This window comes from Proteus genomosp. 6, from assembly GCF_040139785.1.
Classification (GTDB): Bacteria; Pseudomonadota; Gammaproteobacteria; order Enterobacterales; family Enterobacteriaceae; genus Proteus.
This window is the reverse complement of sequence record NZ_JBEEVJ010000001.1, coordinates 163769-182990: the sequence shown is the minus strand read 5'-3', so window position 1 is coordinate 182990 and position 19222 is coordinate 163769. Positions and strand designations below refer to the sequence as shown.

At 38.8% G+C, this 19222-nt stretch carries 15 protein-coding genes and 1 other annotated feature; of the genes, 8 read left to right on the top strand and 7 right to left on the bottom strand.

All coding sequences use genetic code 11. From position 1 onward, the window contains the following. Together thrB and thrA are read right to left on the bottom strand one after the other, a co-directional pair. Entirely contained in the window at positions 1-951 is a 951-nt protein-coding gene (gene thrB / locus ABN212_RS00850) for a homoserine kinase (RefSeq protein WP_198619304.1), read from the bottom strand. Then, positions 933-3392 carry a bifunctional aspartate kinase/homoserine dehydrogenase I gene (gene thrA, locus ABN212_RS00845; protein ID WP_198632071.1) on the bottom strand — a complete coding sequence of 820 codons (2460 nt, stop codon included), beginning with the start codon at positions 3390-3392 and terminating at the stop codon, positions 933-935. The genes thrB and thrA overlap by 19 nt, the downstream gene beginning before the upstream one ends. Before the next feature lie 22 nt (positions 3393-3414). Then, positions 3415-3535, bottom strand: a sequence feature (Thr leader region). Positions 3536-4198: 663 nt separating this feature from the next. On the opposite strand from thrA, the gene arcA reads away from it, so the two are divergent. Then, positions 4199-4915 (top strand): two-component system response regulator ArcA, encoded by a 717-nt coding sequence (gene arcA, locus ABN212_RS00840; RefSeq protein ID WP_006535263.1) that lies wholly within the window; start codon positions 4199-4201, stop codon positions 4913-4915. Positions 4916-5126: 211 nt separating this feature from the next. Here the strand turns inward: arcA and creA are convergent, their stop codons facing one another. After that, a complete protein-coding gene (gene creA, locus ABN212_RS00835) occupies positions 5127-5585 on the bottom strand; it encodes a protein CreA (RefSeq protein ID WP_198619446.1) in 459 nt (152 codons plus the stop codon). Positions 5586-5812: 227 nt separating this feature from the next. On the opposite strand from creA, the gene robA reads away from it, so the two are divergent. After that, positions 5813-6721 (top strand): MDR efflux pump AcrAB transcriptional activator RobA, encoded by a 909-nt coding sequence (gene robA, locus ABN212_RS00830; RefSeq protein ID WP_198619302.1) that lies wholly within the window; start codon positions 5813-5815, stop codon positions 6719-6721. Between the two features lie 43 nt (positions 6722-6764). Here the strand turns inward: robA and gpmB are convergent, their stop codons facing one another. After that, positions 6765-7412: a 2,3-diphosphoglycerate-dependent phosphoglycerate mutase GpmB gene (gene gpmB, locus ABN212_RS00825; RefSeq protein WP_109371869.1), complete on the bottom strand. Its 648-nt coding sequence runs from the start codon at positions 7410-7412 to the stop codon at positions 6765-6767. Between the two features lie 51 nt (positions 7413-7463). Here gpmB and yjjX point away from each other — a divergent pair, with 51 nt between their 5' ends. Next, positions 7464-8000: an inosine/xanthosine triphosphatase gene (gene yjjX / locus ABN212_RS00820; RefSeq protein ID WP_023580954.1), complete on the top strand. Its 537-nt coding sequence runs from the start codon at positions 7464-7466 to the stop codon at positions 7998-8000. A gap of 138 nt (positions 8001-8138) precedes the next feature. Here the strand turns inward: yjjX and trpR are convergent, their stop codons facing one another. Then, a complete protein-coding gene (gene trpR / locus ABN212_RS00815) occupies positions 8139-8450 on the bottom strand; it encodes a trp operon repressor (RefSeq protein WP_036911763.1) in 312 nt (103 codons plus the stop codon). 100 nt (positions 8451-8550) lie between these two features. Beyond that, entirely contained in the window at positions 8551-10470 is a 1920-nt protein-coding gene (sltY, locus tag ABN212_RS00810; protein WP_349442718.1) for a murein transglycosylase, read from the bottom strand. 342 nt (positions 10471-10812) lie between these two features. On the opposite strand from sltY, the gene ettA reads away from it, so the two are divergent. Both ettA and ABN212_RS00800 read left to right on the top strand, forming a co-directional pair. Beyond that, positions 10813-12480, top strand: a complete 1668-nt coding sequence (gene ettA / locus ABN212_RS00805; protein ID WP_109371873.1) for an energy-dependent translational throttle protein EttA — start codon at positions 10813-10815, stop codon at positions 12478-12480. Between the two features lie 182 nt (positions 12481-12662). Continuing rightward, positions 12663-13616 (top strand): type II toxin-antitoxin system PemK/MazF family toxin, encoded by a 954-nt coding sequence (locus ABN212_RS00800; RefSeq protein ID WP_198625960.1) that lies wholly within the window; start codon positions 12663-12665, stop codon positions 13614-13616. A gap of 218 nt (positions 13617-13834) precedes the next feature. On the opposite strand, the gene ABN212_RS00795 is transcribed toward ABN212_RS00800, so the two are convergent. Then, entirely contained in the window at positions 13835-14632 is a 798-nt protein-coding gene (locus tag ABN212_RS00795; protein ID WP_198625959.1) for an energy transducer TonB, read from the bottom strand. 171 nt (positions 14633-14803) lie between these two features. Here ABN212_RS00795 and ABN212_RS00790 point away from each other — a divergent pair, with 171 nt between their 5' ends. The 3 genes from ABN212_RS00790 to ABN212_RS00780 all read left to right on the top strand — a co-directional run bounded on the left by ABN212_RS00790 (position 14804) and on the right by ABN212_RS00780 (position 19221). Beyond that, on the top strand, positions 14804-15352 hold the full coding sequence (locus ABN212_RS00790) for an RNA polymerase sigma factor (RefSeq protein ID WP_109371879.1): 549 nt from the start codon (positions 14804-14806) through the stop codon (positions 15350-15352). Continuing rightward, positions 15342-16370: a FecR family protein gene (locus ABN212_RS00785; RefSeq protein ID WP_232797545.1), complete on the top strand. Its 1029-nt coding sequence runs from the start codon at positions 15342-15344 to the stop codon at positions 16368-16370. The genes ABN212_RS00790 and ABN212_RS00785 overlap by 11 nt, the downstream gene beginning before the upstream one ends. A 103-nt stretch (positions 16371-16473) precedes the next feature. After that, on the top strand, positions 16474-19221 hold the full coding sequence (locus ABN212_RS00780; protein ID WP_349442715.1) for a TonB-dependent receptor: 2748 nt from the start codon (positions 16474-16476) through the stop codon (positions 19219-19221). The last annotated feature ends 1 nt before the right edge of the window (position 19222 follow it).

Here is a 19222-nt window from a genome sequence, read left to right as displayed (position 1 = left end):
TTATCCTATCTGTCTTGCGCCACGCGTATCTATACGGCAGATATGTACAAAGCCTTCACTGTTTTGTACATAGTTTTGTTTCAGCCATTCGGCCATCTCTTGTGCGATTTCTAATGAATCACTAATCGTAAAAATGGTAGGGCCTGAGCCGGAAATACCACAAGCTAATGCACCTTTCTTCTGCGAAGCCTCTCTGGCTTTTTCAAACCCCGGAAGAAGTTGGGTACGATAAGGCTCTGCAATCACATCTTGCATCAAATTAGCGGCTAGTCCTGATTGCTGAGTATGGCAAGCATGAATAAAACCCGATAAATAACGACCGTGGTTAATGATGTCTGCTTTAGAGTATTGTTTTGGTAAAATCGCTCTAGCTTCTGCCGTAGAAACTTTAATTCCCGGATATGCCATAACCCAATACCAATCATCAAATGTTGGTACAGACTGACAAATAGTGCCATTTTGTTCCAAAATAAGTTGTAACCCACCTAAATAACAAGGTGCAACATTATCATAGTGCACACTACCTGAAATACGACCTTCAAGCTCCCCCATCATCAGCAGCAATTGTCTCTCACCAAAAGGCTTTTGGGCAAATTCATTAAGTGCAACCAATGCCGCAACAACAGAACAAGCACTTGATCCTAAACCAGAACCAATTGGCATATTTTTCTCAAGCGTCATTGCAACAGAAAGTTCTTTGCCTAATTTTTCACAAAATAACTGCCAACATTGATACACAATGTTTTGCTTAGGATCTGAAGGTAATTTGCTAACAAAGTGCCCTTTACTTTCAAGTGTAAATGCCGAAGCCGCTTCAACGGTGACACAATCACCCAATAATTGCCCATCAATAGGTGAAACTGCCGCGCCAAGGACATCAAATCCGACACTCACGTTGCCGATTGATGCCGGTGCATAAACTTTAACCACGCTTAAACTCCCAATTTCCATGATAAGGTACGTAATACATCTGCAAACACCCCAGCAGCAGTAACATCATTACCAGCACCATATCCACGTAATACCAATGGAATAGGTTGATAGTAGCGAGTGTAAAAGGCTAAAGCATTTTCACCATTTTTCACTTTAAACAGAGGATCATTTGCATCAACGGCCATTATTTTAACTTGGCATTTTCCTTCATTGATGATGCCAACATAACGTAATACCTTACCTACTTTTTGTGCTTCTTCGACTTTTGCATCAAATTCAACATCAACTTGAGGTAAACGGTTTAAGAAGCTGGCTACATCACCTGAGCTATCAAATGAAACAGGCAGCACAGGCTCTACATCGATATCACTGAGTTCTAATTTATAACCCGCTTCACGCGCTAAAATAAGCAGTTTACGCGCAACATCCATACCAGAAAGATCATCACGAGGATCAGGCTCTGTAAAACCTTTATCTTTTGCTGAAAGAGTCGCTTCAGATAAGCTTTTACCTTCATCTAGTTGACCAAAAATGTATGACAAGGAGCCTGAAAGAATACCATTAAATTGAACTAACTCATCGCCCGCATTGAGCAAGTTTTGTAAGTTTTCAATAACCGGTAAACCTGCGCCAACGTTAGTGTCATACAAGAACTTACGGCGTGAAGCTTCCGCTGCTTGTCGAATTTGGTAGTAATAGTCCATCGACAGCGTATTCGCTTTTTTGTTTGGTGTAACCACGTTAAAGCCATTTTGTAAGAAATTTGCGTATTGTCGCGCAATTTCTTCGTTTGATGTGCAATCAACGATCACTGGATTTAAGAAGTGGTACTCTTTTTCTAAACGAATAAGTTGACTAAAGCTAAAAGGCTCTTTGGCTTCTTTAAGTTCTTGTTGCCAATTATCTAAATCAATACCTTGCATATCTGTCAGCATGGCTCTTGAGTTAGCAATACCACATACACGAAGATCAATATGCTTATTTTTCAACCATGCTTGCTGGCGATGGATTTGTTCAATTAATGCGTTGCCAACACCACCAACACCGACAATAAAGACTTCAACAATTTGATTAGTGTTGAAAAGCATTTGATGGCATAAACGCACCGCGTTAGTTGCAGAATCATTCGCAATAACGGCAGAAATAGAGCGCTCTGAAGAGCCTTGAGCAATCGCAACGATATTGATATTGCCACGGGTTAAAGCAGAGAAGAAACGCGCTGAGATCCCTTTTAAAGTACGCATACCATCACCTACAACGGAGATGATAGCGACGTTTTCCATGATATCTAATGGATCAAGTACACCGTCTTTTAATTCTAAATAAAATTCATCTGATAAGGCTTTTTGCGCTCTAATAAGTTCTTTTTGCGGTACACAAAAGCTGATGCTGTATTCAGAAGAAGATTGTGTAATCAGAACAACAGAAATACCTGCTCTTGACATAACAGAGAACACTCGAGCGGCCATCCCCACCATACCTTTCATACCAGGGCCTGATACGTTGATCATCGCCATATTATTAAGGTTGGTGATCCCTTTAACTGGTGTACTATCATCTTTTTGACCATCACCAATTAATGTACCTGGCGCATCTGGGTTGCCTGTGTTTTTTATTAAACAAGGAATTTGGAATTGGGCGATTGGAGCAATAGTGCGAGGATGAAGTACTTTAGCGCCGAAGTAAGAGAGTTCCATCGCTTCTTGATAAGACATGCCTTTTAACAGACGTGCATCAGGAACTAAACGAGGATCACAAGTATAAACACCGTCAACATCAGTCCAAATTTCACAACACTCTGCACGTAAGCAAGCGGCTAACACAGCAGCAGAGTAGTCTGAACCATTACGACCTAATACCACGAGTTCATTCTTTTCATTACCCGCAGTAAAACCTGCCATTAAAATCATATCGTCTTTTGCGATATTGAGTTCTAAGATGCGGCGAGTAGACTCAGGAATATCAACTGTTGATTCTAAATAATGACCTTGTGCGAGTAAATTTTTGACCGGATCGATCACAGTGACATTATAGCCACGAGCCTGCAAAACGGATCCCATTATAGCGATAGAGAGCTTTTCACCACGACAAATCATCGCTGCATTGATGCTATCAGGACATTGGCCTAATAAAGAGATCCCATGAAGAATATGTTTGATCTCTGCAAATTCACGCTCAACTTTATCTTTTAAGCGCTCATAGTCAAAACCAGGTTGTTTTTCTCTTAAACCTTGTAATAAGTTGGCAAAAATTTGCTCGGCTTCTCGTACTTGAGTGAGAGGATCTTCGCCTTCTGCCGTTTTTTCAATCATTGCAACCAAGTAGTTAGTTATCTTGGCTGGTGCTGATAATACAAGAGCGACTTGTCCTTGCTCTCTTTTTTTCTCAGCGATATCAGCAACATTCAGCACACGCTCTGCGTTGGCAACTGAAGTTCCCCCAAATTTTAACACTCGCATACAGCTCTCCTGATTTTTCACCCAAAAAAAAACCCGCATTTCTCAATGCGGGCTTTTTCGATTTTCGTTTTTTATATGCGACAGCCCGCCCCGCAATATAAGATTCCGGTGGTGGTGGTAATAATTGTCATTTTAGCTGGGCTGTAAATACGCATAACTATCCTGTCTGTCTCAAATTTAGTTTGACTATATACTGGTTAAAGCAAAGCGAGAGAGATGTCAAATTTTTTCTTTTTTTGCACCAAAAAATAAACTCAACTTAAATAAAATTTATTCGATCCTTACTCCTATTGTAGTATAGATATTGCTATCACAAAGGGATAAACAAAGAAAATAAAGCTACTATTTTAGAGTTATTTGGGGATTTGTACTTTTATTAGGAATAAGGTATTTTATGCTACTTTAAATTGTGTAACAAAACTGGAAAAAAAATAAACCCCCACTATATTTAACATATATTTTTCTTTTACATTACATAAATCAAATTATATAGTTAACTATTGAAATCAAGGTTAAGCTGTTATCTTGATTTTGATATGTGTCAACAAAAGTTAGCTTTTTAGATGGTATTTAATACAACTGGTGTTATATTGCTGTTAATAGACTATGGGCGTTTTGCATTCTGATTTTAGCGTTCATTGTCGATTAAAATTGCAAGTTTTGTAATAACGTGATGGTTATTTATCGAATTTCAATCTGGGTCTAGTTTTTACGTGCTAATAACAAAAATGAATAACCACACAAGCGCACACAGAAGTTAAACACAGATTTCCTTTTTCTATTTTTGGTAATTTTAGGTAGCAAATATGCAAACCCCGCACATTCTGATTGTTGAAGACGAAGTTGTTACTCGTAATACCCTGAAAAGCATATTCGAAGCTGAAGGGTATATCGTACACGAAGCCACTGATGGCAACGAAATGCACAATGTTCTATCTGATCATGATATTAATCTGGTCATTATGGACATTAACCTTCCTGGTAAAAACGGGCTGTTACTTGCTCGTGAATTACGTGAACAGGCAAGTGTTGCATTAATGTTCCTGACCGGTCGTGATAATGAAGTTGATAAAATCTTAGGCCTAGAAATTGGTGCCGATGATTACATTACTAAACCATTTAACCCTCGTGAATTAACGATTCGTGCACGTAACTTACTGTCACGTACCATGAATTTAGTTAATGGCACAGAAGAACGCCGTTTAGTGGAAAGCTATAAATTCAATGGTTGGGAGCTTGATATTAACAGTCGCTCACTAATCAGCCCTGCTGGTGAACAATATAAATTACCACGCAGTGAATTTCGTGCGATGCTACATTTCTGCGAGAATCCAGGAAAAATCCAAACTCGTGCAGAATTACTGAAGAAAATGACAGGCCGTGAACTGAAACCTCATGATCGTACGGTTGACGTAACTATCCGTCGTATTCGTAAGCATTTTGAGTCAACACCAGATACACCAGAAATCATTGCAACAATTCATGGTGAAGGTTATCGCTTCTGTGGTGATTTAGACGAGTGATTTTGATTCTATCTCAAACACTTTCTTAACAAAAACCCCCGAATTACCATTCGGGGGTTTCTTTTATCTAAAGAAGGATTAATAAAATCACAAATAGTGAAAATTGATCTCAGCAACTATTTTGATAAAAAATATAACTTCTTTTTTAAAAAAATTTTAAACCTTATTCGTATTAATTTTATTAACCATTAATTTCTCTAGTAAATAAAAATCACTCTTTCCACGGCATAATAGGTACTGCACTAATCGCATTTTTTGGCGAACCATCAATGACTTTATCTGAGTAAGTCAGATAAACTAAAGCATGGCGCTGTTTATCGTAAAAACGTACAACTTGAAGCTTTTTAAATACTAATGATGTTCTTTTCTGGAAAACAACATCACCATTATTTTTCCCTTTAATAACCTTTTCGCTTAGTTCAATAGGCCCTACTTGCTGGCAAGAGATAGCCGCATCAGCAGTATCTTCAGCAAGACCTAAACTCCCTGAAATGCCCCCAGTTTTTGCTCGGCTTAAATAACATGTGACATTTTTAACTTCAGGATCATCAAATGCTTCAATCACAATTTTATGGTTAGCGCCAAAAAACTTAAATACCGTATCCACGTAGCCAATTTCTTCTGCTTTTGCCATCAAAGAAAAAGGGAGTAATATAGATATTGCTAGCATCTTTTTGAAATTTAACATATTTACCTAGTTCCATTGAAAAGATGAGAAAATAGTTTTGTCTAGAATAAAACAATCTATTACTAACTGATAGAAGAATTTGTGTACATTAGTCGATGAAAAAGACTATATTTTACGATTGTCTAACAATATAACTTGTTATAGATGTTCAGGCTCTTTACCATCTACTTCTACTGCAATAAACAAACGAATATGACTAAGGGAGATGTATGGATCAAACCAACATCATACGTGATTTGCTCGCTTGGCTTGATAATAACCTAGACAAGCCATTATCCCTCGATAATGTCGCAACCAAAGCGGGTTACTCCAAGTGGCATCTACAACGCATGTTTAAAGAAGTTACAGGACAAGCGATTGGTTCTTATATTCGTTCAAGGCGTCTATCTCGTGCAGCCGTTGCATTACGTTTAACGAGCCGCCCTATTTTAGACATTGCTTTGCAATATCGTTTTGATTCTCAACAGACTTTTACCCGCGCTTTTAAAAAGCAATTTGATAGAACACCCGCACTTTATCGTCGTACTGATGAATGGTGTGCGGTAGGAATTTGTCCACCAATTACCTTAGATCCTCAAAATTTACCTAAATGGGAATTTGTAACGCTATCTGAGAAGAAATTAATTGGTATTGAGCAAACTTGTAGCCACACCCTTGAGCAATGGGCTGAAGCCTGCTCTAACATGCGCCAAACCTTCTGGCGTTACTACATGAGCAAGATAAGCGCTGTCCCTCATCAAGTTTATGGGCTTCACCACGCACAACATAGCGATGAGCATGAAGACGAACAACGTGTGCTTTACACAACTGCCGTTGAGCCAGATTATGCAACGTTTATCGATGATGATGCAGCAAATGAAGTCTCTCTTGCTGGCGGTGATTACATTCGCTTTGATTTTGAAGGTGAGGCAAAACGTGGTGCAATGCAGGAATTTTTATTCCTAATTTATGGTGTCTGCTTACCTAATATGGGATTAACGCGCCGTAAAGGCTATGACGTTGAAAAATACTATCTTAAAAATGTGAGTTACAGCAATGAGATGGTGACTGAGCCACAAGATCATATCGAACGTTTTGAATATTACATTCCAATTAAACGCGAAGATGTAACCGCATAAGAAAAAGCTCTCTTTGTAATATGAGAAAGAGAGCTTTTATTTTTTAGCGCTGAACTTCATCTAATGCAGTATCAGTAAGATGACTCACATCACCCGCTGTTTCAATCACCCAACCATTAGCAAGCCAAGGGCTATTTTGATAATCAACGCGTGAAATTGAGCAATTACGCAGTCTTAAACGGCGTTCTGCATATGCAGGTAATCCTAATACAGTACTCAGTAAGCACCCTAAAGCAATACCATGACTGACTAAGAGTGGGCGGCTATTTGCGGGTAAATCAAGACATTGATTTAGCGCAGCCTGCATACGACTTGCTAATTCTGCCATTGATTCTCCTTGGGGAATTCGTCCATCAGGTGTACCATCAATCAAACTCTTGCGCCAAGCCTCTTCTTGTGTCTTTAATGTTGCGATCTCTCGCTGTTCAAGAACGCCCATATTGAGTTCACGTAAACGTGGGTCAGTTATCACTTCACAGCCACAAGCTTGTGCAATGATTTCTGCCGTTTGACGAGTACGGCCAAGATCGCTTGAGATAATGTGGGTAATGCCTGCTGATTTTACTTTTTCAGCAACTTGCTGTGCTTGACGCACACCATTCGCTGTTAGTGGGCTATCAGATTGCCCTTGAATACGTCTCGCCACGTTCCATTCAGTTTCACCGTGGCGAACAAGATAGACCTGTAACATACATTTTTTCCGTTATACTGCTCTAATTTTTCAAAGGATGATTAATTCATTATGTATCATGTCATTGCAGCCACTACGAATCCAGCAAAAATCAACGCGATAAAACTCGCCTTTGAGCAAGTATTCGGTAAAGATACCTTTGATATTGAAGATATTAATGTCGATAGTCGTGTTCCACAGCAACCTATCGGAAATACAGAAACGAGAACTGGCGCACGTCAACGTGTGATGGCGGCTCGTCAAGTTCGCCCTGAAGCTGATTTTTGGGTTGGCGTCGAAGCCGGTATAGAAGATGATATGACCTTTGCTTGGATTGTTGTCGAACATGGTCAAATTCGTGGAGAATCACGCTCAGCAAGCCTTATGCTACCAGAACAGATCTTAAAAGGGATCCGTGAAGGTCGTGAGCTTGGCGATGAAATGGCTTTCTTAACAAAAATTGACAACATTAAACAGCGTGGCGGTGCGATTGGTTATTTTACTGATGGCCTACTCAGTCGTACTTCTGTGTATCAACAAGCATTAGTGCTGGCATTAGTACCAGTCACTCATGATATCTATAAAGAACTCAATCAAAAAGAAGATTAATAATTAATCTAATGCGTTTTTTTAGATAACCCAGCTTCTAGATAAGTTTGCTGTTAGATAAAAAAGAAACAAAAAAAGCCATTTAATCAAATAATTAAATGGCTTTTTATTATTCTAGTCTAGAGAGTAACAACGCGACTATTTTTTCGTCATTAGCTCTTTTTCAAGCCATAATTTCACATCATGTGGCGCTGTTTTTAAACTATTAGAGCCTCTAGTGATGGTGGCAATGCCAACGCCTAACTCTTCTTTTAACTCACGCTGACTTAAATCCCCTCGCATTAACTCTTGCACAATGCGAACTCGAGTTGCCAAAGCACTACGTTCATCAGGTGTCATTAAAAGTTGTAAAATAGGAAATTGCACATCTTGCTCAAAAGCATGTTGTAATAACTCTACAAATCTTAGCCAGTGCTCATTCTCTTCAGGTGATAATGCAGGATCTTGCATCGTGGGAACCTCTTTTTGCCACACTCATTAACTAGTACAAACTATATCATACTTTGCTAATGTACAAAGAGGCTCCAACAATAAATCCTTTTTTTATCCTTTAATATCGGCTATTCCACTCATTTTCAGTCAGTACTGGCTGCTGTTCACCCGCAAAATAGCTATAGAAAACAGCAAAAGAGAGTACGTTTTTCACATAACCACGAGTTTCAGCAAAAGGAATACTTTCAACAAAAGCAATTGCATCTAATTGACCATTTGCATCAGATAACCAACGATCAACACGCGCAGGCCCCGCATTGTACGCAGCACTTGCTAAAATACGGTTTTGGTTAAAACGCTGATAGACAGAATCAAGATAAGCGGTACCAATCTCAATATTCTTCACAGGATTTGTCAATTGCGCACTACTTGTATATCCCGTAATCCCCGCTTGTTTTACCGTAAACTCTGCTGTTTTTGGCATAACCTGCATTAAACCTGTTGCACCCGCTGAAGAACGGGCTTGAGGATTCCACGCACTTTCTTGGCGAGCAATCGCCATCGCATAATTGCGGTCGATCGATTTATCTTTCGTATATTGCTCAAACTCATTTTTCCAAGCAAGAGGGAAGCGTTCTTCTAGATGATCCCACATTTTCCCTGTGATCGTGGCTTGCACCGCTAAATCAGCCCATTTTTGCTCATACGCATAACGCGCTAATTCAGACTGTATTTGCGCTGGCTGTGAAGCAACATAGTTTGCCCACTCTGATCGCGCTAAGTTATCCATCTGCCAATACATCAATTCACGAACACGCTGTATTTCTGGCTGATTAGGGATGTTTGATGAAACACTTGGGGCTTTATCTATCACCATCACATAAGGCTTACCTAATTTGGCAGCTGCAACCATTGGGTAAAAACCACGATTTTGTGTTAGCGCTTCTAAAATAGCTTGTGCTTCACTGTTTTTACCTTGTGATTGCAACACCATTGCTCGCCAATAACGCCACTCTTCCTTATTTTTACTTTCCGGAGAGAGCCTTTCTAACCACAATGCCAATTCAGCAGGTTGGTTTTGGCTTAATGCTAGGCGTACACGGCGCTCACGCAATGTATCTGATGCTGTATCTTGAATAATGCTATCACGCCATTTTACCTGCTCTGGTGTCGCATAAGGCATATATTGCCACGCCACAGTATCACGCATTAACTGGCGCTCACTGGCTGTCATTTTTTGTGCATGCGCGATATTGTCCAGTTGTGCTCTTGCTGCATCTGCGTCTTTTCTTGCCCAACGTGAAAATGCAGATTGTATGATTGAACGTGTGAAATCTGTCGGTGAAAGAGTGGTTGCATAGCGTCCAACTAAATTGGGATAGTCTTGTAATTCAACCAAGGCATCACTAATGGTTTGATAATTTTCAGGGAGACGTCGAGCCAAGTAAGCAGCAAGCGCCGTATTACCATTTTTAACCGCTAAATTAATGCGTTCTAACACCAACTCGGGTGTTAATTGATTAGCTTTTTGCCATTCATCAAAAAGTGAATCACAACTTGATGGCATTGATGTGCCATTAAGCCATGCTTCTTTAGCCCCTACCCATGCCGTTTGAATATCACCTATTGCCCATTTTGCATAATAATAATTACATCTTGCGGCTTTAGGATTTGGTGGATTAGGGCTAAAAGTCAGTAAGTTCTGCCACTCTTGGCGCTTAGCCAATTCATTCACAAACAGTGAAGGAAGTGCTTTTGCTGGTGGCAATGTGGGATATTTAGCAACAAATTCAGTAACCACTGCTGGCGCAATAACATCAAGATTATCCGTAATTTGACGGTATTCCAGATAAGGATAAAGTGGATAGTTTTGTAATGTGGGCAGTAGTTTTTCTACTTCATCTGTTTGTTTCAGATCCCATGCTGACTTAATTTCTTGATAACGGCCACGTTGTTCACTTAATGAATCTGCTTGCACCCATGTAGAAAAACACAATGCCCCAATTGCCACTGCTAACGACCACTTTTGCTTCACCACGTTATTTCTCCCACCTCAAATAGAACCACCAAAGAGTGAATACATTAGCTAATATGATAATCATTAACAATGTAAGTTCCCCTCTTTAAGAGAAATTTTCTTTACTTTCAGAGGAAGTACGGAAGGTGGATAAAAACCTCTCTTTTGACTAAGGTTTTCTTTTATAAATCGGGTATACTGGCGACTTTCATCATTTTCGGGTCTTTGGCAAAATACTGGCATTGACTTTGCTATTGTTCATTTTGGTACCATAAACACGCGGCTTAATCACAAAAAATTTGTTTTTAGCGCAAAAAGTGGCACCTCAGATAAAATCTCTTTTATAATCAAAGGGTAATTATAGTGGCTCAATACGTTTATAGTATGTTGCGTGTCGGGAAAATTGTCCCACCTAAGCGACATATCCTTAAAAACATTTCACTCAGCTTCTTCCCGGGCGCGAAAATTGGTGTGCTTGGTCTTAATGGTGCTGGTAAATCAACATTACTACGCATCATGGCAGGTATTGATACTGATATCGAAGGTGAAGCACGTCCACAACCAGGTATTAAAATTGGTTACTTACCACAAGAACCAAAATTAAACCCAGAACATACAGTACGTGAAGCCGTTGAAGAAGCCGTCAGCGAACTGAAAAACGCATTAAACCGCCTTGATGAAGTTTATGCGGCTTATGCCGATCCTGATGCTGATTTCGATAAATTAGCAAAAGAACAAGGTCAGTTAGAAGCGATTATTCAATCTCATGATGGCCATAACCTTGAAAATCAATTAGAGCGTGCAGCAGAAGCGCTACGTTTACCTGAATGGGACGCAAAAATTGAGAAACTTTCAGGGGGTGAACGTCGCCGTGTTGCTATCTGTCGTCTCCTGTTAGAAAAACCAGATATGCTGTTATTAGATGAACCAACTAACCACTTGGATGCAGAATCTGTGGCTTGGTTAGAGCGCTTCTTACATGATTATGAAGGTACTGTTGTGGCGATCACCCACGACCGTTACTTCCTTGATAACGTAGCGGGTTGGATCTTAGAACTTGACCGTGGTGAAGGTATTCCATGGGAAGGTAACTACTCTTCATGGTTAGAGCAGAAAGACGCGCGCCTTGAGCAAGAAGCAGCAACTGAAGCGGCTCGTCATAAATCTATTCAGAAAGAACTTGAGTGGATCCGCCAAAATCCTAAAGGTCGCCAAGCAAAAGGCAAGGCACGTCTTGCTCGCTTTGAAGAACTTAACAGCGTTGATTATCAAAAACGTAATGAGACCAGTGAACTCTTTATTCCACCTGGACCACGTTTAGGGGATAAAGTGTTAGAAATTAATAATCTAACAAAATCTTATGGTGATCGCGTTCTGATTGATAATTTAAGCTTCTCTATTCCTAAAGGGGCGATTGTCGGTATTATCGGCCCTAACGGTGCAGGTAAATCAACACTATTTCGTATGATCTCGGGTCAAGAACAACCAGACTCAGGTACACTCACTTTAGGTGATACTGTTAAACTGGCATCTGTTGATCAGTTCCGTGACAGCATGGACGACAGTAAAACTGTTTGGGAAGAAGTTTCAGGTGGCCAAGACATTATGCGTATTGGCAACTTTGAGATCCCAAGCCGTGCCTATGTTGGTCGTTTTAACTTTAAAGGTATTGACCAAGGTAAACGTGTTGGCGAACTTTCTGGTGGTGAGCGTGGTCGTTTACACCTTGCGAAGCTGCTACAAGTTGGCGGTAACATGTTGCTGCTCGATGAACCAACTAACGACCTCGACGTTGAAACTTTACGTGCATTAGAAAACGCCCTATTAGAGTTCCCAGGTTGTGCAATGGTTATCTCGCATGACCGCTGGTTCCTTGACCGTATTGCCACGCATATCATCGATTATCAAGATGAAGGTAAAGTGGAATTCTTCGAAGGTAACTTTACTGAATATGAAGAATACAAAAAACGTACATTAGGCAACGACGCTATTCAACCTCGTCGCATGAAATACAAACGTATGACAAAATAGTTTTAATTATTTTCCTTACGACTAAAAATAAAAGCAGAGATTATTCTCTGCTTTTTTATATTTAATTAGTTTGAAATTTAATAAATATATTTAAAGTTTAAAATAGAAAAAATAAAGTCACATTAATCTAAAATAATCCCGAAAACACAGATATACCTCACTATTACTTAACGGATTATATTATGATAAGAATTAATTATTTTGAATTTTATAATTATCGGACTGAAATATTATTAGGTCATGTTATTCTAAATGGTATAAATGAAATTATCACTCCACTATTTAGAGATAACATTGATAAAGAAAATTTCTATCCTGTTTTTATCACAAAATCATTTATCGGTAGAAAAGAGCACCGATGGGAAATAAAAAGTTCAAAAATTCAAACTCTATCTGAGAACAATATTATTATAAATATTTGGCTATCTCCAAGAAATGTTTCAGATGATATTTATTTATCTCAAACATTAAAAAATAAAAATTATAAAAGTGCTAAATCAATATTATATCTTGGTAAAATTATTATTGTTGAATTTGGACATATCTTCTCATGTGTCACTTTGGATGCCAGTATAAAAACAAATAAACGCTATCCTGATAATATTCAACAGGGTGAAATGCATAAGAGAAGGCCTGCGATTGTCGTAAAAGCAGATGACAGAGGAGTTAAAGTCATTCCACTCACATCAAAAAAGCCTCATGACTTAGCCGTTAATTCCTCTATTTTTAAATTATCAGATGAATCAATAAAAAACATTGGTGATCTTGCTAAAAAAGAAACTTATGCTTTATGTGATATGATCCAAACTATTTGTGTAACGCGAATACTTCCTCCTTTATTTAAATTAAACACTCGTAAAAGATACTATAGACATGAGGATTATCGAGCATCTATTTGCCGTAACGATCGAAAGTTATTAGACAAAGGATTATTATCATCAATATCAAAAAATAAATTATATTCAGAATTAGAGGATTTAAAAATAAAGAATAATAAATTAGAATCAGAGATATATCATTTGAAAAATAATTTACTGCTCTTAAAAGAGATGTATATGTATACAAATGGAAGTCACGCTTCACATATTGATGAAATTGATAATGAGATTTTATTATACAAAAACTCTATTGAATAATTATATTGATGTTATATTTTCACTATGATACTCTTGTTTCGTTGGTGGGGATAAAAGAGCCGGCAATCTTCCCCGCGACGCTGAAAAATTGCGATGCCGACGAACACAAAGATTAAAACTAGAAAACCACCTTACGGTGGTTTTTTAGTTTCTGTTTCTTTAAATTATTTATTTTTAATAGTTAGTTTATTATGTAGTAAATAATTATAAATAATAACTTAGCTCTCTTGCCTATAATCAAACGTTAAAGGCGCAGTAAATGAAATATTACCATTTACTAAACGATAGCTTTCAGGCGCTGGAAATGGCGAAGCACGTTTAATCGTATTTAACGCTTCTCTATCAAGAATACGATTACCTGATGATGTTTCTACTTTCGCGTCTAATAACTCACCTTTTGCATTTAACACAATAGAAACTTGTGTCACGCCCGTTGCTTTAAAGCGCAATGCTGTGCGTGGGTAGCGTTTATAGGCATTAATATGGCTATGAACTAAGCTTTCCCAGCCCATTTGCCCACTCACAGAAGAAGTAGATAAACTATTAAATTGAGCACTACTACTTGTATTAGAACCAGAAATAGGTGCGCTTGTTACATCTGATGGTGCTTCTGAGACAGGAAGATCATCAGGTACTTTCACCGCAACAGGTTTTGGTTTCACCACTGGTTTTACTTTTGGCTTTTCTGGAATACGCTCATAAGTACCTTGTTCTACTACAGGCATTTTAGGTAAATCTAACACTTCTTTGATAGGTTCTGGCTCTACCTCTGCGGGTTCAGGAACAGACATCACTTTTTCAGGCCCAACAGGAACTTCTTTTGTTTCTGCCTGTGCTAATTGATAGATACCAAGATCCATTGTCATCGCTGGTGGTAAAACACCATGGCGTTCATCTTTAGATGTTATCCAGCCAATAGCGACAACAGCTAACGTTGCATGAAATAAAATACTGGCGGTTAATCCACCAATAGAAAATGATCCACGGCGTGAAAAAGTCGCCGACATACTACTCATAATTCTTGCCTCTGATTTTCTTTCTTGTGAATTATAGGCATAATACAAACACAAATGATATTGCTTATTATTAATAATACAATAAAAAATTAGCTTGATAATTATCATAACTTGTTCGCATGAGAAGCAGTAAGAGCTTATTATTTCACTCTTTTTTAGACACCAGAGATTATGGCTAGCGATAAATCATTGGCACAAAAAATTAGTTGTGCCTATCAATCAACCTATGGACAACTTGTGCGTTTTTTCCACAAACGTACGGGTAATTACCATGATGCAGATGATTTGTCTCAAGATGTGTTTACACTATGGCTAAACAGAAAAGAACAAACACCTGTGCAAGAACAGCGTGCTTTTCTGTTTAAAATAGCGAACCACGTTTTGATTGACCATTGGAGAAAAAATCAAAAGCAAAAAGATATCTATCAGGATGATTGTGAATTAGATGACGCCGCTCAAAGTTATACCACGGAGCTTGATCCGGGGTATGTCGTTGAGCATCAACAGCGTTTAGATCTACTTAGCGAAGCAATTGAAACATTACCTCCACGCCGTCGAGAAGCATTTGTTCTTTATCGTTTTGATGGACTATCACAAAGCGAAATTGCAGAGCAAATGGAAATCTCAATCAGTATGGTGGAAAAACATATTGCCGCTGCCCTATTACATTGCAAAAGATATGTCGATGCAGGACAGGAGAAATGCTCGAATGATGAGTAAGCCGGAAAAAAATATACCGGAAATAAAACCTCACACAGATGAGGAGCTAGACTCCCTTTTTTTGGAGACTAATGATGAATTACTCAATGGATCGACTGATGAGCAAGCAGCCCTTTGGTTCACCCGACAATATAGCCAAAGGATGACACCTCAGCAACGTCAAGCGTTTAAAGTGTGGATAGAAAATGATGTAAATCGGCAAGCGTATCAAGATATTGCTGGGATCTGGCGTCAATGCGATGCATTACCACGACCAACAATCGCCACCGTTGAAAAGAAAAAACGCTCTTTTTGGCGCCCAATGATCCACACCACGGCTACTCTTTGTTTACTCACCGTTTTATATCTTCCTTATAGTCATTTACCTGCATTACTGATGGATAATATGACGCTTGCAACCAGCGATTTACCGAAAGAAATGACCTTAGCTGATGGCTCTAAAGTCTATTTAGACAGAAATACACAGGTAAGAGTGGCTTATGTGCAAGAAGAAAGGCGTTTATGGTTGGATAAAGGACAAGCCTATTTCAAGGTAAAATCAAATCCGTATCGCCCTTTCTATGTGCATGCTGATACCCGATTAATTAAAGTAGTTGGCACTGAATTTGAAGTTAGTCGCTATGATAACAATCAAATTAACGTTGCTGTCCATGAAGGGATCGTTGAAGTAAAAGCAACACCGAAATCTTCGCCAGCCTATTTGTACGCAGGCTCTCAGGCTACAAGCAAATTAGCCAGCGATAGCTTTGTTATCTCTTCGGTCAATATTGATTCCGTGGGAAGTTGGCGTTTTGGTCAACTGCATTTCTTTGAGCGCCCATTGAATGAAGTGATAACCAAGCTCAAACCTTATCTTGATATCAATATTCAAATTTCCTCCCCCGAAATCGCCAAAATGAAAGTCTCAGGGATCGCTAACATAAATGATGCCAAAGACTTTATTACCGCAATTCCACTGATATTGCCGGTTAATGTTGTTTTCACTGATAAAAATAATGCTTTAATTATCAATAAGTAAAAAGAAATATGAAAAATATTCTTTTTTACAGGTGAGGATAATTCTCATTTCACCCTCTTCCCTAGTAACAACAATTATTAAGTTAGTGAATGGGATTGGTGAAATGAGAATGAATAACAAAAAAAAGACCCTTAAGAGGTCTTTACTAGCATTGCTAATAAGTACCACTATTGCCACACCTTGCGCTTATGCATCTACAGTTTCAGTGGCTTTACCAGAGCAGTCTTTAGCTGATTCATTAAGTGCCATTGCAAAACAAGGACAAGTACAAATTTTATTTGATGCAAATTCGGTTAAAAACCTACGTGCTCCAGCACTTTCAGGTCAATTTGAAACCCAAACTGCATTACAAAAAGTCTTAATCGGGAGTGGATTAGAAATTATTCCACAAGGCAGTGGGTTTGTTATTCGCCCCCTTGCAACTGCCAACGCGATCGTTATTCCTGAAGTTAAAGTAACCGGTGTCGGTAGTACATATCATCCAGCTACTGATGTGGTTTCAGCCCCACAATACATCACCTCAGAAGAGATAAAACAGCGTAATACAGGTGATGGAAACGTTACTGACTTACTAAAAAGTAACCCTGCTGTTCAATTTTCCAATAACGACAGCACCTCAATGAATCAGGGTGAAATTAAACCTTCGCGTATCTCTATTCACGGCTCTAGTAGTTATCAAAACTCTTACAAACTTGACGGTGTCAGTTTTAACAACGATTTTGACCCTGCTAATTCAGGTTTAGGTGAAACCAACACACGCATTAGTAGTGATGAACAAGGGATGTACCTTGATAGTCGCTTAATTGATAGCGTCGCAGTTTACGATAACAATATTCCTGTCGAATTCGGCGGATTTACGGGGGGAACGGTTGAAGTACAAAGTCGTCGTTGGTCTGGTGAAACACACGCCAACGCCTATTATCGTACAACACGTTCAAGCTGGAACAATATTTTCACCGATCCAAAACTAAATTTTGATACCGCAAATAACGATTTTAGTAATCCTGCTCGATTCCAGAAAAAATACGATAAACAAAACTTTGGTGGTTGGTTTGAAACAGGCTTAACAGACAACACCGGACTTATTTTCTCTGCATCTCGTCGTGAATCAACGATCCCGATGATGATAAGTGCAGAAGGCGGAATTATTCTGACTCCAGATGGTCAGTTAGAACAAGTTGAGCAAACGCCTCATTATAAAGATCAAACTCGAACATCAGATAACTATTTTATTAAATATTCATGGGATATCTCAGAGAAACAATCTCTTGATTTATCGAGCAATATTGCACGTTATAATAGTTATTTATTCTCAGGTTCTGTCTATAACTCAGGCTATGACAACGAACATAATGGTTTAAGTTTTACCGCACTTTATAAACACCAACTTGATCTTGGTTCATTGGAATTAACGGCGGGTTATCAAAACCTTGAAGATAAGCGTACTAATGATCAAGACTACTTTATCACCATTAAAGATTATACCGATTGGCAAAACCCACAGCAGGTTAGCAGTGGTGGTCAAGGTGATCTGAAAAGTAGACAAGAAACCTATAACGCAAAAAGTATTATGCGATTTAACCCTGTTGAATGGGGTGCCGTGAGTCACCAGCCAACGACAGGATTTGAGATTAGCCGAACTAAAGGCTCTTATATCCGCGACAAAACCTATTACAACTACACCTATACAGGTTCCACATGGGATAATCAGTGGATGGGTTCATTGCAGCAAACAACGCGTTTCTTAGCGGGCACATATGATGCTTCGTATACTAACTACGCTATTTATCTCGACGATAATATCCAATATAAACGCCTCACATTACGTCCTGGTATCCGTTTAGATCGTGATGATTTTGTTCAAAAAAATAATATTTCTCCACGTTTAAGCGGAACTTATGATCTTTGGGGAACAGGTGATACCTTAATTATTGGTGGTGTAAACCGTTATTACGGTCGTTCCATGCTGACTTACGCACTGTATGGCGCACAAAATGCAGGCTTACAGCACTGCTATTTCTCTTGTGATAACAACAATCCAAATGATTGGGAAAACCGTACCGACTTTGAAGGTGTTGATTCTCTCAAAACACCGTATAACGATGAAATTACGTTAGGTTTACAACAAGAAATTGTGTCTACAACTTGGCGTCTGCAATACGTTCATCGTGAAGGTCGTGACGAAGTCCGTAGTGATACAAAATACCCGAATGACAAAGACAAAATAAGAATTCGTCACTTCAATAATAATGGTCGCAGCACTCACGATACCTTAACGCTTTCAGTGAAAAACAGTCAGCCTTGGGAATTAGCCCAAGCAGATCATGTTTTTAATGCTTCTATTAGTTGGCAGAAAAGCAAAACCAATACCCCTAAAGATTCTGGTTACGCCAATTTCGATCCTAGTTCACAAGGAATGAACTATGACAAAGTTTGGTATGACGGAAAAATCATCAATGCCAAAGACTTACCTTCTGGCAATTTTAACTCACCATTAAAAGTCACGGCTGAACTCACCAGTGTTTGGGATGATTGGGATATTACTTGGTATAACCGACTTCAATGGAATGGTGCTCGTTCACAAGCAGAAAAAGTCAATAATGGCGCGCCAAAACCAAGTGAATATGGTCCATTATTTGAATACAAAAAACGTAATTACAGTAGCCGTTTTACTTGGGATACCAAACTGGGTTGGAAACCTGAATTTGCTTATGGTGTCGGTATTTCTGTTGAAGTGAATAATGTCCTTAACACCAAAAATGTGGCTGACTACTTCACTTACCAAGATAAAGATTACAAATCTTATGAACCAGGTCGTCAATTCTGGTTACAAGTCAGCTACGACTATTAAT